The following is a 13,893-nucleotide window of genomic DNA, read 5'->3' as shown; positions in this document are numbered from 1 at the left end:
ACGAGGGCACACAGACCAAATGGCAGAAAAAGCACGGGATATACGCAGGCGGATCAAGACGGTCGAGTCGACCAAAAAGATCACCAACGCCATGCAGCTGATCGCAGCCAGCCGTATCGCCAAAGCTCAGGCCAGGACCGAGCGGGCTCGCCCGTTCGCCCGCGCCATCGGCGAGATGATCTCCATGCTGGCCAGCGAGGCGAAGTCCTCACCGCTGCTGGCGGAGCGGGACCCCATCACCAACGTCGGCCTGATCGTCCTCACCGGCGACCGCGGACTGGCCGGGGCCTACAACTCCAACGTGCTGCGGGAAGCCCAGCGGGTGGCCGAGAGGCACCGCCAGGCCGGCCGCACGGCCATGGTCACCTCCGTGGGCCGCAAGGGCGCGAACTTCTTCAAGTTCCGCCAGGTCCCGCTGCAGGCCGGGTTCTCGGGCATGAGCGACAAGCCGACCTACGCCGACGCCAAGGTGATCGCCAAGGACATCATCGAGGACTACGTCTCCGGGAATCTCGACATGGTGATGATGGCCTACACCGAGTTCCTCTCGGCGGCGGTTCAGCGGGCCACGGTGAAGCAGATCCTGCCGGTACCGAAGGCCGAGGACTCCGACGACAAGGCCTCGGACACCCCGTCGGCCGTCTTCGAGTTCGAGCCGGAGCCGGAGCAGCTGCTGGACGCCCTGCTGCCCAGGTACGTCGAGGTGAAGATCTACGGCGCGCTGCTGGAGTCGTCCACCTCCGAGCACGCATCTCGCATGCGGGCGATGAAGAGCGCCACCGACAAAGCGGAAGAGCTGATCAAGAGCTACCAGCTGCGGGCAAACAAGGCCCGGCAGGCTGAGATCACCAATGAGATTGCAGACATCGTGGGTGCAACAGAGGCCCTCAGCGGCAAGAAGTAGGCACCCCGACCCCCAAGAACTGACCTAAGGCAATTTGAAGGAGCGACGAAAATGGTAATGGCTGCTGACGATTTGAAAACCGATCAAGGCGGGAGCGATCTGCCCCAGGGACGCGTGGTCGCAGTCATCGGCCCCGTTATCGATGTCGACTTCCCGCCCGAGGGCCTTCCCGAGATCCACTTCGCCCTGACCCTGGAGCGCAGCGTCAGCGGAGGCCAGGAGGTCCTGGTAGCCGAGGTAGCCGCCCACATCGGCAAGGGCCTGGTACGAGCGATTTGCATGGCCCCCGCCGACGGCATCAAGCGCGGCGCAGTGGTCACCAACACCGGCGGGCCGATCAGTGTCCCCGTCGGTCCCGGCACTCTCGGCCACGTCTTCAACGTGCTGGGCGACTGCCTGGACACCCCGAACGAGCAGCTCGACCTTCGTGAGCGCTGGGGCATCCACCGCACGCCTCCCCCCTTCGACGAGCTCGAGCCGAAGACCGAGATGCTGGTTACCGGCATCAAGGTCGTCGACCTGCTGGAGCCCTACGTCAACGGCGGCAAGATCGGCCTGCTCGGCGGCGCCGGAACCGGCAAGACCGTTCTGATCAAAGAGATGATCTACCGCATCGCCCAGGCCCACGGTGGTTACTCCGTGTTCGCCGGCGTGGGGGAGCGCACCCGTGAGGGCAACGACCTCTGGCTGGAGATGAACGAGGCCGGCGAGGAGGTCCTCTCCAAGGTCGCCATGGTGTTCGGCCAGATGGACGAGCCTCCGGGCGTGCGCCTTCGGGTCGCCCTGTCGGCGCTGACCATGGCCGAGTACTTCCGTGATGTCGAACGACGTGACGTGCTGGTGTTCATCGACAACATCTTCCGTTTCGTGCAGGCCGGTTCCGAGGTCTCCACGCTGCTCGGCCGTATGCCTTCCGCAGTGGGGTACCAGCCGACCCTGAACGACGAGATGGGTGAGATGCAGGAGCGCATCACCTCGACGAAGGGCAAGTCGATCACCTCGATCCAGGCCATTTACGTGCCTGCCGACGACTACACCGACCCCGCTCCTCACTCCACCTTCGCCCACCTGGACGCATTCACCGCCCTCTCCCGTGAGGTGTTCGCGCTGGGCATCTACCCGGCGGTGGACCCGCTCGCATCGTTCTCCCGGGTTCTCGACCCCCGTTACGTCGGCCAGGAGCACTACAACGTGGCCAACGAGGTCAAAAGAATCCTGCAGCGTTACAAGGACCTTCAGGACATCATCGCGATCCTGGGCATCGACGAGCTTTCCGAAGAGGACAAGCTGGACGTGTACCGGGCCCGCAAGATCCAGAAGTTCCTGTCCCAGCCCTTCTACGTCGGCGAGGTCTTCACCGGCATCCCAGGCGAGACGGTCCCGGTGGAGGAGTCCATCCGCGGCTTCAAGATGATCACCGACGGCGAGGTCGACCACCTGCCCGAGCAGGCGTTCTACATGGTTGGCGGCATCGACCAGGCGATCGAAAAAGCCAAGAAGATGGAAGGCTAGGAAGTGCTCGACGTTCAGCTCGTATCAGCCGAGGACGACCTCTACACCGGTCAGGCGGAGTTCATCTCCACCATGACCGTGGAGGGGTCGATCGGCATCATGCCGGGGCACACGCCGATCCTGGCGCAGCTTCCGGCGTGCGAGGTGAAGATCGTCTCCGGCGGAGCCGACCACAAGTTCCAGATCGAGGGCGGGTTCTTGACGGTCAAGGACGACAAGGTCATCATCCTGGCCGAGCCCGATTCGGGAGAACCGTCGTAAAAGCGGGTACATCTTCGTCGTGAACTACCTGACGATCAACGGAGGCACCCGGCTTTCGGGCCGGGTGCAGATCTCCGGGGCAAAGAATTCGGCATTGAAATTGATGGCCGCCTCGTTGCTCGGGCACGGGGAGACCGTGCTGGACAACGTCCCCCGGATCAGCGACGTCTTCACGATGATCGAAGTCCTTCAACGCCTCGGCGCCACCGTCTCGTTCGACGGCAACACCCTGCGGATCGACACCTCCGGTGACATAAGCACGGTTGCCCCTTACGACCTGGTCCGCCGCATGCGGGCATCGATCAACGTACTGGGGCCGCTTTTGGCCCGCTCCGGCCACGCCCGGGTCGCCATGCCGGGCGGCTGCAACATCGGAAGCCGCACCATCGACATGCACGAGGCGGGGCTCACCCAGCTCGGGGTCAAGTTCACCTTCGACCACGGCTACCTGGAGGGCATCGTCGAGAAGCTGATCGGCAAGCGGGTCCTCCTGGAGTTCCCCAGCAGGGGGGCCACCGAGAACCTGATGACCGCAGCGGTCCTGGCCGAGGGTGTGACGGTGATCGAGAACGCCGCTCGGGAGCCCGACATCGTTGATCTGGCGAGCTTTTTGAACTCGATGGGGGCGCAGGTTTGGGGAGCCGGGACCTCTACCGTGGAGATCACCGGCGTGCCTCGTATGAGTTCGACCTTCTACCGGGTGTCTGCCGACCCAATCGAGGCGGGCACCTTCGCTCTGGCGGTGCTGGCGACCGGGGGCGACGCCGAGCTGGTAGGCGCCCAGCCGGAGACCATGGAGATTTTCCTGGAAAAGCTGGAGCTGGCCGGCGCCGAGTGGGCTCCAACCGACGGCGGCATCCGGGTCAGCGGCGACCACCGGCCGCAGGCGGTCGACTTTGCCACCCTTCCGTATCCGGGATTCCCGACGGACCTCCAGCCCCAGATGATGGCGTTCCTGTCATCGGCCGAGGGAACGAGCATCATCACCGAGAACGTCTTCGAGAACCGCTTCAACCACGCCCAGGAGCTGGTGCGCATGGGGGCCGACATCCGCACCGAGGGCCACCATGCGGTGGTTCGGGGGGTGCGTCGCCTGCAGGGGGCGCCGGTGAGGGGATCGGATCTTCGAGCAGGAGCCGCGCTGGTCGTAGCGGCCCTCGGCGCCGAGGGACAGACCGAGGTCCACGACTTCCACTACGTCGAGCGGGGCTACGAGGACTTCGCCGGAAAGCTGCGGGGCCTGGGCGGCGACGTGGAACTGGTAGAGGAGCCCACCGCTCTACCCGTCTAAAGTCCCTTCCGGATCAGCCAGTAGATGTACAGGCCGGCTATCAGAACCACCACCATCGCTATCGGCGCAATCGTGCTGATGATCTTGTCCTGACGCGTCCGCACCGGGCGGGGCGCGGTGTCGCCCCCGAAGGGCGGAAGCGTAGTCCGGGTGGCTTCCGCGGAAGGCGTTACCGTCGGCTCGGGGGACGGGGCCGGAGTTGCCGCTGAGGTGGCCGCCGGCACCATCAGGGCGAGGGCAAAAATGACAAGCCCGAGCAGGTGGGCGCACCGGGACGCAAGAGTAGAACGCATGGAAGCCGAGAGTAACGCATAGTCCGCTGTCAGGGGCTCCCACGCAGGGTGGCGGTTCCGGCTATCCTGGGGGCGATGCGGTTGCAAGACACCCTTCCGGTCGAGACCCTGCCGATTCCTACTCCTTATGGGGTTGGGCAAGTCAACGCCTACATCGTTGCGTCGGAACCGATGACGCTTATCGACGCAGGCGTAAACACTCTCGCAGGTGAGAACGCCTTGAAGCTCGGCTTTGCCGCCAAGGGCCTGTTCGTAGACTCCCTCGAACAAATTCTTGTCACCCACGGTCACCCCGACCACTACGGTCTCGTGCCTCTGATCTGCAACGGGGAAGGCCGCGTGAAGGCCTACATGGGCGAGAAGGAGATCGAGCGGATCGCCGACACCGGCCCGGTCTGGGAGTGGAGCCGCCGGTTGCAGGAGGCCGGGTTCCCGGAGTTGCTCCTGAAGGAGATCTCAAAGCTCGAGAAGCGGGTAAACCGGGTCCACAGGGTGTCGCAACTAAAATGCCGCCCGATGTCGGGCGGCGAAGTGTTCGAGTTTCGTGGCTTCAACCTGGTGGCGCTTCCGCTGCCGGGCCACACCGACGGGCATATGGGATTCCTGGAGCCGGACCGCAGAATCCTCTTCGGCGGCGACACTCTTCTGCCGCACTCGTATCCCAACCCGCTGATCGAACCGATCCTGGAGCCGGAGGGCGACTCGCCGAGCCGCAGGCGCCACAGTCTCAAGCTCTACCTGGAAACGCTGGACCTGCTTCAGTCTCTGGACCTGGTGGCGGTCTACCCGGGCCACGGGCCGGTCATAGAGAACCCGGCCGAAACAATCGCCTACATGCGCAGACACCACGCTCGCCGGCTCGACCAGGTGTGGAACTGCCTGACCACCGGGGGCGTGACCGCCTTCGAGATCTCGGCCACCCTCTATCCGGAGGCGCAGTCCTACTGCCGCTTCCTAGCCGTCTCCGAAGCCGTTGCCCACTTGGATGTGCTCGTGGCACAGGGCCGGGCGGGCAACGAGATTCGGGACGACGGCGTGGAGTACTTCTTTAGGTTCTAGATCGCCTAGATGTCCTTGGTGTTCTCGTCGTCGCCGCCGGACATCGTCTCGGCGATCTTCGACTCCCACTTCATGTTGTCGTCGCTGGCGAGGATGCTGGCGAACTTCTGACCAGTCGTCATGCCATCGCCGCTGTCTTCGGCTTCGCCTTCGCCGCCATCTCCGACCTCAGGTGCGTTGTCCACCTCGGCTTTGGAGGGGATGTCTCCGGACGCTTCCTGACCGGTGTCACTGCCCATGCCCGGCTTCTCACCGGTTGCGATCGCGGGGTCGGCTTCGCTTTCCACTCCGCCGCCACCGAGTCCACCGGTACCGCCGAAGGATGCCTTCGCGGCTTCTGCGGTCTCGATTACCTCTTCTTCGGAGGCGCGGGGAAACTCCTCGCGGGCCTGCTGGGCCTCGGGGCTGTCGGTGCCGGGGACATCGGCTGCGCCGCCGCCACCTTCGCCGTCGGGGTTGTTCTCGAGGTCGCCCCACTTCTTGGTGCCCTCGACGTTCTCGATGTTGTCCTGCATACGGTCGCCGGCGTTGTCACGAATTTCCTGATCCATGTCTCCAGCCATTGGGCTACTTCCTTTCTTCCGCTTGGGGCTAAGTTGCCCTAATCACACTTGTCTGATTCCTACCCTGCGCTCGTGGGCGTAAACCGTTTGGCGGATGCGCCTGGGGGGTATGCGACGGTGGCAGGCTCAGGCGACAGGTACGCCCTAGAATGGGTGGCCATGGTCTACCTGGATTACGCCGCCACCACCCCGATGATGGACGAGGTCATCGAGGCGATGCTGCCCTACCAGCAGCAGTTCTTCGGCAACCCCTCAAGTGTCTACGGCGCCGGGCGCGAGGCCAAAAAGGGCCTCGAAGAGGCCCGCGAGAGGGTGGCCGATGCGATCGGGGCCCAGCCGTCGGAGATCGTGTTCACGGCCGGAGGAACCGAGGCCGACAACCTTGCCCTCAAGGGGGCGATTGCCAAGGCGGACCCCCGCCGCAGGCACATCATCACCACCTCGATAGAGCACCACGCGGTGCTCCACTCGGCCGAGTGGCTGGAGCGGCAGGGCTACCGCGTTACCTTCCTCCCGGTCGACGGCAACGGCCTGGTCAACCTCAACGCCCTGAAGGCCGCCCTTTCGCCCGAGACGGCGATCGTCTCCGTGATGCTGGCCAATAACGAGGTCGGCACGATCCAGCCGCTGCGGGAGGTCGTCGACCTGGTCAAAGAGCACAGCCGGGCACTCGTGCACACCGATGCGGTCCAGGGGCTCGGCAAGATCCCGGTCGACGTGGAGGCGCTGGGCGTCGACATGGCAGCGTTTGCCGCACACAAGCTCGGCGGCCCGAAGGGCGTGGGCGCGCTGTACCTGCGGCGCAAGACCGCCATCGCTCCCCAGCTACACGGCGGCGGCCAGGAGCGGGAGCTGCGCAGCGGAACCCCCAACGTCGCCGGAATCGTCGGGTTTGGCGTGGCCGCGGAGATCTCGGCCGCCGAGGTCTCCGAGCAGGGCGACCGGCTCGGGGAGATCCGGGACCGCCTGCAGGCCCGGATCGTCGAAGCGATTCCTCGGGTCACGGTCAACGCCGCCGGGGCGCCCCGGGTGCCCGGGACCCTGAGCGTCTGTATTCAGGGTGTCGAGGGCGAGTCGCTCCTGTTGATGCTGGACTCCAAGGGCGTTGCGGCCTCGAGTGGGTCGGCGTGCGCCTCGGGCTCGTTGGAGCCGTCCCACGTCCTCATGGCGATGGGCATCGCACCGGAGATGGCGCACGGCTCCCTGCGCCTGTCGCTCGGGCGGGGGAGCGTAGACCTGGACGTCGAAGCGGTGGTAGAAACCCTGAGCCAGGTGGTCGCCCGCCTGCGTTCCATCGCACCCAAGTTCGCAAAGAGCGGCGCTTGAAGACGAGGGCGGTCGTCGCGATGTCCGGCGGGGTCGACTCCTCGGTAGCGGCAGCGCTGATGAAGGAGGACGGCTACGACGTCATCGGCATCATGCTCAAGCTCTGGAAGGGTGCCGCCGCCAACAACGAGAGCGGCTGCTGCTCACTCGATGCCGCCGAGGACGCCCGGCGGGTGGCCCAGGTCCTGGACATCCCGTTCTACGTGCTGAACTTCGCCGACGAGTTCTCCGGCACGGTCATCGACAACTTCAAGCGCCAGTACGCCGCCGGCCTGACGCCCAACCCGTGCGTCGAGTGCAACCGGTCGATCAAGTTCGCCGCGCTCCTTGACCGCGCCCGGCAGTACGACGCCGAGATCCTGGCCACCGGGCATTACGCCCGCACGGACTGCGTCGACGGCCGGTACCGGCTGCTTCGGGCCCGCGAGCACAACAAGGACCAGAGCTACGTGCTCCACATGCTGGGTCAGGAGGAGCTGGAGCTCGCCCGGTTCCCGGTGGGGGAGTACTCCAAGCCCGAGATCCGGGAGATCGCCTCTTCCCTCGGCCTTCGGACCGCCAACAAGCCCGAGAGCCAGGACCTGTGTTTCGTGCCCGACGGGAACACCCACTCGTTCATCGACGAGCAGATACCCGAGGGGTCGGTGCCCGGACGGATCGTCACCCCCGATGGGACCGAGGTGGGCACCCACAAGGGCTTCGCCCACTACACGGTCGGCCAGCGCAAGGGGCTGGGGATCGGCCTGGGCGTGCCGCTCTACGTCGCGGAGATCCGCTCGGACGACAACACCGTGGTGGTCGCCGGCGCCGGAGAGATGAAGGTGGAGGAGATCCAGGTGGGCGAGGTCAGCTTCGTCGGTCCCCGGCCCGAAGGGGAGTTCCGGACGTCGGTCATGAGCCGCTACCGGGGAACCGAGGCTCCGGCGACCGTCGCACTCGACGGCGGCCTGGCCACCGTGCGCTTCGACACCCCGCAGGCCCGGCCGGCCCCCGGCCAGACCGCGGTTTTCTACGACGGCGACGAGGTCGTCGGAGGCGGGACCATTCGCCGCTTGAAAGTACGAGAGCCGGCGGCTTGACCGACGAAGATCCGACCCCGCTGGACCGTATCGTCCGGCTCCGGGAGCTGATCGACTACCACTCCGAGCGGTACCACGCCCAGGACGACCCGGAGATCTCGGACGCCGAGTACGACGAGCTGGTCCGGGAGCTGGCGGCCCTGGAGGCGGCCCACCCGGAGCTGGTCACCGAGGACTCGCCCACCCGGAAGGTCGGGGCCGCACCGTCCGCTCTGTTCGCGTCGCTGAAGCACCCCAACCCGATGTGGTCGCTGGACAACGCGTTCAGCCTGGAGGAACTGCTGGCCTGGGGTAAGCGGGTCGAGCGCGTCCTGGGCTCGGCCGCCGACTTCTACTGCGAGCTGAAGGTCGACGGCCTGGCCGTAAACCTGGTCTACGAGAAGGGCAGCCTCACGACCGCAGCCACCCGGGGCGACGGCCGCACCGGCGAGGACATCACGCCCAACGTGAAGACAATGTCCACCGTGCCCAAGGCCCTGAAGGACGGCGACGTCCCGGACTTCCTGGAGGTCCGTGGCGAGATCTTCATGCCGGTCAAGGCGTTCGAGGAGCTGAACGAGAGCCTGGTCGCCGCCGAGCTTCGCCCGTTCGCCAACGCCAGGAACTCCGCTGCCGGGTCGCTCAGGCAGAAGGACCCGCAGGTTACGGCCGGGCGCCAGCTGGGGCTTTACTGCCACACGGTCGGTTCGGTGCCCGGGCGGCGGTTCCGCAAGCACTCGGACCAGATGCAGTACCTGATCGACCTGGGGCTGCCTGTAATGGAGCACAACCGGGCGTTCTCGGAGCTGCAGGCGGCGTTCGAGTTCTGCCGGCACTGGGAGAACCACCGGCACGACCTCTCCTTCGAGGTCGACGGTGTGGTGGTCAAAGTCGACGACCTGGGCTCCCGGGAGGAGCTCGGCTACACCTCCAAGAGCCCGCGGTGGGCGATTGCGTACAAGTTCCCGCCCGAAGAGAAGACCACCAAACTCCGCAACATCGTGGTGAACGTCGGCCGCACCGGCGCCGTCACGCCGTTTGCCCTGCTGGAGCCGGTCCGGCTTTCGGGTGCGATGGTCTCGCAGGCCACCCTCCACAACGCCGACGAGGTGGAGCGCAAGGACATCCGGATCGGCGACACCGTCCTGGTGCGACGGGCCGGGGAGGTGATCCCGCAGGTCATCGCACCGATCGTGTCGAAGCGGACCGGCGAGGAGCAGGTGTTCGTGATGCCCACCCACTGCCCGGTCTGCGGCACCGGGCTGCAGCGTGAGGAGGGGGAGGCGGTCTGGCGCTGCCCGAACGACGAGTGCCCCTCGCGGGGCGTCGAGGAGCTGTTCCACTTCGCCAGCCGGGGTGCCATGGACATCGAGGGCCTGGGGTACAAGGCGGCGATCCAGCTTCGGGAGATGGGTTTTGTGAAGGACCCCGGCGACATCTACTCGCTCACCCGGGACCAGCTGCTCCAGCTGCCGCTCTTTGGGGACAAGAAGGCCGACCAGCTCATGGCGTCGATCGAGAGCTCCAAGCAGGCCGGCCTGGTCCGGGCTCTGGTCGCGGTGGGCATCCGGGACGTGGGACCCCCCACCGCCCGATTGCTGGCCGACGAGTTCGGGTCGATGACCCGCGTCGGCGAGGCAACTGTCGAGGAGCTGACCGCGGTGGAGGGGATCGGGCCGATCGTCGCCCAGCGCATCCGGGACTTCTTCGAGTCGCCCCGCAACCAGGGGATCGTCCAGAAGATGGCGGACGCCGGGGTCGTTCTGGAGCAGGCCAGGGTCGAGCCGAAGGTGGGGCACCTGACCGGGAAGAGTTTCGTGCTTACCGGAGGGCTGGAGCGGTGGTCCCGCGATGAAACCCAGCAGGTGATCGAGGAAGCAGGCGGCAAGGTCGTCTCGAGCGTATCCAAGAAGACCGACTACGTCGTGGTGGGGGAGAAGCCTGGCTCCAAGCTGGCAAAGGCCGAGGCCCTGGGCATCCCGTTGTTGAACGAGGAGACCCTGGCGGAGCTACTAGAGGGCGGCGTCTCGGGCTGACCGAGTCATATCCGGTCTGCCGCAAATGTTTGGTGGCTGGGCGCTTTACAGAGCGGGTGCTTCGTCCTCCGGGCCGCTGCAGCATCCCCCGGACTGATCGTCCATGGGGCCGCATCCGCAGGCCTGTCCGGGGTTGGCGGGGGTCTCTAGAGAACGAAGCTTGAGCTCTCCCAAAGGTCCGAGTTGTTCGACGATGCTGAAGAACTCCTGGTCGATATCCATGTCCAAAACCTCCTGAAAGGGGCGGCGCGCTGAAACGACTGCTTTAACCATAAGGGGTCAACGTTACGGGCGCTGGTCAGGTCCTGCTCAATCTCGAAAAGCCTTGTCCAGGACTCCTATTTGCTGGCACAACTTTACCCAGTTGACCCGGCGTTCAACCGCACGGAGGTCCATGCAAAGAGCCCCCGCACACAGCGGGGGCTCTTTGGAGATTCGGGAGGCTAGCGCTCCAGGACCCGGCCCTTGAACATTCCGGTCTTGATGGCCACGTTCTCGACGTTGCCGTAGTTGTTTTCAACCTCTTTCCAGTTCACAACGTTCCAGAAGGCCTCGATGTAGTCGGGGCGCTTGTTCTGGTACTGCAGGTAGTAGGCGTGCTCCCACAGGTCCAGTCCGAGGATCGGGGTGTGGCCACCCATGAGCGGGGAGTCCTGGTTCGGCAGGCTTAGCACCAGAAGCTTCTTCTGGTCCTTGGTCTTGCGCTCGCCGGCGGCGATGACAATCCAGGCCCAGCCGCTTCCGAAGTGTGCGACGGCGGTCTGCTTGAAGATGTCCTTCAGCTGGCTGAACGAGCCGAACTGGTCCTCGATGCTTGAGCCCAGGGGACCGCGGGGCTCGGAGTCCTCCTGGTTCGGGGTGAGGATCTTCCAGAACAGGCTGTGGTTGGCGTGGCCGCCTCCGTGGTTACGAACCGCCTTCTGGATCCGCTCGGGCAGGTTGGCGTAGTCCTCGAGAAGCTCCTCGACCGTCTTGTTGCCGAGGCTTTCTTCGCCCTCCATTGCAGCGTTCAGCTTGTCGATGTAGGTCTGGTGGTGCTTGGTGTGGTGCACCTTCATCGTCTCGGCATCGATGTGCGGCTCGAGCGCGTCGTACGCGTACGGCAGTTCGGGCAGAGTGTACTTTCCCATTGCGTGTGCTCCCTTTGATCGGGCGGGCTCGGATCGAATACTCGCCGCCGCAAAAAACCTAAAGACCTAGGCTAAATCTACCCCAACTAGGTATTTGGGTAACCAGACGCCTAATCGTCGGGGAGGGGAAGAACCGCCATCAACAGACCCACGGCCTGCTCGGCGGTCGCCGCGGTGAGCATCGGCGCGGTCTCGCCGGCGATCGAGGCGGTCCAGGTCCTTATGCCGACAATCGGCTTGCCCAGCTTGAAAGCCAGGGCGATCTCCGAGAGGGTGCCGAAAGCCCCGCCGACCGCAACGATGCCGTCGGCCGATCGCACCACCAGGACGTTGCGCATCTCGCCCATCCCGGTGGGGACTGAGACGTCCAGAAAGGTGTTGCCCTCTCTGCGGGAAGAGCCCGGCAACAGGCCGAGGGTCACGCCGCCCGCCGCCCTGGCGCCCCGGCAGGCGGCCTCCATCGCGCCGCTCCCGCCGCCCGTGACCAGGATCGCCCCGGCGCGGGCCACGCAAGCTCCCACCTCCTCGGCGATGCGCAGAACGTCCGGCGGCGCATCGGACGGGCCGACTACGCTGATGTAGGTCCTGGGGTCCACGGGTCATATATTAGGTCGGAGGCGGTCGGGCAATCGGAAGGGGGGAGGAAGGATGCTGAATGCGGAGCTGGCAGGCAAGCAGTACCCCTCCGCCGCTTACACGGTGACCGCCGAAGCAATCCAGAAGTACGCCCGGGCGACCAACGACTCCAACCCCGCAGTGCTTTCCGCCGACCCGGTGGCGCCGCCGGCTTTTGCCTGCGTAGTGGGTATCGACCAGCTGAACCAGGTCATGTACGACCCGGAGCTGGGAGTCGACATGGCGATGCTCGTCCATGCCCGGCAGGAGCACCTGCTGCGCGCCCCGATCCGGGCGGGCGACGTACTGCAGGTCTCGACGGTCCTGGAGGAGGTCGACCTCGCCGACACCGGCCACACCTTCACGGTCGCCACCTCGCTTACGAATCAGGCCGGCGTTGTCGCGGCCGAGGCCCGCAGCGTGATGTTCATCCGGCGCACCGGCACGATCAAAGCGAAAGCGGTCTCGGCCGAATCGCACGAGCCGGTGTTCGAGGCGCCGGAGGAGGTTGCCGAGGACCAGGCGGCCCGGTACGCCGAGGCTTCCGGCGACCACAACCCAATCCACCTCGACTCGGCGGCGGCCAAGGACGCCGGTTTTCCGAATCCGATCCTGCACGGGATGTGCACGATGGCGTTTGCGGCCAAGGCCCTGGTCGACAACCTTGCGGATGGCGACCCGACCCGGGTCGGGCGCATCAGTGTGGAGTTCGCCCGGCCGGTTTTCCCGGGCCAGAGCCTGGTGACGAGAGCGTGGCGCACGCCGGGGGAGGGGGCCGGCAGCTACGGCTTCGAGACCGTCAACTCGCGGGGGTCGGCGGTGCTCAAGGGCGGCCGCCTGAATCTCCTTCACTCGGATTAACAGGATTCACACTAGATTTTCGCTACCCGACGGTTATAGTGAGTCCGTCCAACCAAAAGAAATGGGCTTTTTAGCGTGAGTTTTCTGAAGAATGCGCTCATCTACCTCGGCTTTGTCGAGGACGATCTGCAGGGAGAGATAGCTTCCTACGGCGATCCTGAGCAGCGGAGGCCCGCTCGTCCCCAGATCGAGGAACGCTACGAGCCGCAGGCTCGGGCGTTCGACGAGCGCTACGAGGCGGCGGCCCGCAACTACGAAGAGGACCCCCGCGCCTACGAGGACACCCGGGTGTACGACTACGAGGGCCGCGGGGAGCCGGTCGAACGTGAGCCCCGCCGGTCCGAACAGTTGGCGTCGGTCCATCAGCTTGCACCCCCGCCCCCGCGCGGCGTGGGGCAGGTCCACATCGTGAGGCCCGAGTCCTACGGCGACGCACAGCAGATCGGCGACCGCATGCGTCGTGGCCTGCCGGTGATCGTCAACCTGGAGGAGGCCGAGAGCGAGCTTGCCCGCCGGATCGTCGCTTTTGCCAGCGGCCTGGTCTACGGCCTGGACGGCAACCTACAGAAGCTTTCCCGCCGGATCTACCTGATCACCCCGGCCGAGATGGAGGTCTCCTCCGAGGACAAGCGGCGCCTGGTCGAGGACACCGGCCTGGGCTTTTAGGCCCGCAAAACCGCAGCACCCCGGACCCGCCCCTCCGCCAGATCCCGCAACGCAAAGTCTGCATCCCCCAGCGCGTACGCCTGTGTCGAGATGGATAGTCCGATCCTTCCCGCCAGCTCCAGGAACTCCTCGCCGTCCCGCCGGGTGTTGGCGGTGACCGTGGTCAGCGTCTTCTCGTAGAACAGGTCCCGCTGGTAGTCGAGCTGTCCCGGCCGGGTGACGTGGACGCCGGCGACCGCCAGGGTGCCGCCCCGGTCGAGAGCCGACATGACCACGGGGATGAGGTCTCCCGACGGGGCGAACAGCAGGGCCGCGTCG

At 65.8% G+C, this 13,893-nt stretch carries 16 protein-coding genes; 10 read left to right on the top strand and 6 right to left on the bottom strand.

Going from position 1 to position 13,893, the window contains the following annotated elements; all coding sequences use genetic code 11:
- Positions 1–19: 19 nt before the first annotated feature.
- From VFV09_07525 to murA, 4 genes are read left to right on the top strand one after another with little or no spacing between them, the layout of a single operon-like run.
- A complete protein-coding gene (locus VFV09_07525; protein ID HEU4867561.1) occupies positions 20–904 on the top strand; it encodes a F0F1 ATP synthase subunit gamma in 885 nt (294 codons plus the stop codon).
- Between the two features lie 57 nt (positions 905–961).
- The gene (gene atpD, locus VFV09_07520; protein HEU4867560.1) at positions 962–2,416 is read left to right on the top strand and encodes a F0F1 ATP synthase subunit beta; all 1,455 of its coding nucleotides are present in this window, start codon (positions 962–964) and stop codon (positions 2,414–2,416) included.
- A gap of 3 nt (positions 2,417–2,419) precedes the next feature.
- Positions 2,420–2,677 carry a F0F1 ATP synthase subunit epsilon gene (locus VFV09_07515; GenBank protein HEU4867559.1) on the top strand — a complete coding sequence of 86 codons (258 nt, stop codon included), beginning with the start codon at positions 2,420–2,422 and terminating at the stop codon, positions 2,675–2,677.
- Between the two features lie 19 nt (positions 2,678–2,696).
- Positions 2,697–3,968, top strand: a complete 1,272-nt coding sequence (gene murA / locus VFV09_07510) for a UDP-N-acetylglucosamine 1-carboxyvinyltransferase (GenBank protein ID HEU4867558.1) — start codon at positions 2,697–2,699, stop codon at positions 3,966–3,968.
- Here the strand turns inward: murA and VFV09_07505 are convergent.
- The gene (locus VFV09_07505; GenBank protein HEU4867557.1) at positions 3,965–4,261 is read right to left on the bottom strand and encodes a hypothetical protein; all 297 of its coding nucleotides are present in this window, start codon (positions 4,259–4,261) and stop codon (positions 3,965–3,967) included. The genes murA and VFV09_07505 overlap by 4 nt on opposite strands.
- Before the next feature lie 75 nt (positions 4,262–4,336).
- Between VFV09_07505 and VFV09_07500 the strand changes: the two genes are divergently transcribed.
- Positions 4,337–5,320 (top strand): MBL fold metallo-hydrolase, encoded by a 984-nt coding sequence (locus VFV09_07500; GenBank protein HEU4867556.1) that lies wholly within the window; start codon positions 4,337–4,339, stop codon positions 5,318–5,320.
- Between the two features lie 5 nt (positions 5,321–5,325).
- Here the strand turns inward: VFV09_07500 and VFV09_07495 are convergent, their stop codons facing one another.
- Positions 5,326–5,883, bottom strand: a complete 558-nt coding sequence (locus tag VFV09_07495; protein HEU4867555.1) for a hypothetical protein — start codon at positions 5,881–5,883, stop codon at positions 5,326–5,328.
- Between the two features lie 159 nt (positions 5,884–6,042).
- On the opposite strand from VFV09_07495, the gene VFV09_07490 reads away from it, so the two are divergent.
- The 3 genes from VFV09_07490 to ligA are packed head-to-tail and all read left to right on the top strand — an operon-like array spanning position 6,043 to position 10,303.
- Complete coding sequence (locus VFV09_07490) at positions 6,043–7,209, top strand: cysteine desulfurase family protein (GenBank protein ID HEU4867554.1); 1,167 nt, start codon at positions 6,043–6,045, stop codon at positions 7,207–7,209.
- Entirely contained in the window at positions 7,206–8,288 is a 1,083-nt protein-coding gene (mnmA, locus tag VFV09_07485) for a tRNA 2-thiouridine(34) synthase MnmA (GenBank protein ID HEU4867553.1), read from the top strand. The genes VFV09_07490 and mnmA overlap by 4 nt, the downstream gene beginning before the upstream one ends.
- Positions 8,285–10,303 (top strand): NAD-dependent DNA ligase LigA, encoded by a 2,019-nt coding sequence (gene ligA / locus VFV09_07480; GenBank protein HEU4867552.1) that lies wholly within the window; start codon positions 8,285–8,287, stop codon positions 10,301–10,303. The genes mnmA and ligA overlap by 4 nt, the downstream gene beginning before the upstream one ends.
- A 45-nt stretch (positions 10,304–10,348) precedes the next feature.
- Here the strand turns inward: ligA and VFV09_07475 are convergent, their stop codons facing one another.
- The 3 genes from VFV09_07475 to VFV09_07465 all read right to left on the bottom strand — a co-directional run bounded on the left by VFV09_07475 (position 10,349) and on the right by VFV09_07465 (position 12,029).
- Positions 10,349–10,525: a hypothetical protein gene (locus VFV09_07475; protein HEU4867551.1), complete on the bottom strand. Its 177-nt coding sequence runs from the start codon at positions 10,523–10,525 to the stop codon at positions 10,349–10,351.
- Positions 10,526–10,746: 221 nt separating this feature from the next.
- Positions 10,747–11,433, bottom strand: coding sequence for a superoxide dismutase (locus VFV09_07470; protein HEU4867550.1), 687 nt, complete (start codon positions 11,431–11,433; stop codon positions 10,747–10,749).
- 110 nt (positions 11,434–11,543) lie between these two features.
- Complete coding sequence (locus VFV09_07465) at positions 11,544–12,029, bottom strand: TIGR00725 family protein (protein ID HEU4867549.1); 486 nt, start codon at positions 12,027–12,029, stop codon at positions 11,544–11,546.
- 52 nt (positions 12,030–12,081) lie between these two features.
- Between VFV09_07465 and VFV09_07460 the strand changes: the two genes are divergently transcribed.
- Both VFV09_07460 and sepF read left to right on the top strand, forming a co-directional pair.
- Positions 12,082–12,909: a MaoC/PaaZ C-terminal domain-containing protein gene (locus tag VFV09_07460; protein HEU4867548.1), complete on the top strand. Its 828-nt coding sequence runs from the start codon at positions 12,082–12,084 to the stop codon at positions 12,907–12,909.
- Positions 12,910–12,984: 75 nt separating this feature from the next.
- Positions 12,985–13,575: a cell division protein SepF gene (gene sepF / locus VFV09_07455; protein ID HEU4867547.1), complete on the top strand. Its 591-nt coding sequence runs from the start codon at positions 12,985–12,987 to the stop codon at positions 13,573–13,575.
- On the opposite strand, the gene VFV09_07450 is transcribed toward sepF, so the two are convergent.
- A partial coding sequence (locus VFV09_07450; GenBank protein ID HEU4867546.1) for a hypothetical protein occupies positions 13,572–13,893 on the bottom strand: 322 nt, incomplete at its 5' end. The genes sepF and VFV09_07450 overlap by 4 nt on opposite strands.

The organism is Actinomycetota bacterium (assembly GCA_035759705.1).
Lineage (GTDB): Bacteria > Actinomycetota > CADDZG01 > JAHWKV01 > JAHWKV01 > JAJCYE01.
This window is presented reverse-complemented; position numbering and strand designations above follow the sequence as displayed.

Excerpts from the sequence above, each read along its gene's own strand:
- VFV09_07505 (HEU4867557.1), bottom strand. The coding sequence starts at position 4,261 with ATGCGTTCTACTCTTGCGTCCCGGTGCGCCCACCTGCTCGGGCTTGTC.
- VFV09_07525 (HEU4867561.1), top strand. The coding sequence starts at position 20 with ATGGCAGAAAAAGCACGGGATATACGCAGGCGGATCAAGACGGTCGAG.
- VFV09_07490 (HEU4867554.1), top strand. The coding sequence starts at position 6,043 with ATGGTCTACCTGGATTACGCCGCCACCACCCCGATGATGGACGAGGTC.
- atpD (HEU4867560.1), top strand. The coding sequence starts at position 962 with ATGGCTGCTGACGATTTGAAAACCGATCAAGGCGGGAGCGATCTGCCC.
- VFV09_07475 (HEU4867551.1), bottom strand. The coding sequence starts at position 10,525 with ATGGATATCGACCAGGAGTTCTTCAGCATCGTCGAACAACTCGGACCT.
- VFV09_07495 (HEU4867555.1), bottom strand. The coding sequence starts at position 5,883 with ATGGCTGGAGACATGGATCAGGAAATTCGTGACAACGCCGGCGACCGT.
- VFV09_07500 (HEU4867556.1), top strand. The coding sequence starts at position 4,337 with ATGCGGTTGCAAGACACCCTTCCGGTCGAGACCCTGCCGATTCCTACT.
- VFV09_07460 (HEU4867548.1), top strand. The coding sequence starts at position 12,082 with ATGCTGAATGCGGAGCTGGCAGGCAAGCAGTACCCCTCCGCCGCTTAC.
- VFV09_07470 (HEU4867550.1), bottom strand. The coding sequence starts at position 11,433 with ATGGGAAAGTACACTCTGCCCGAACTGCCGTACGCGTACGACGCGCTC.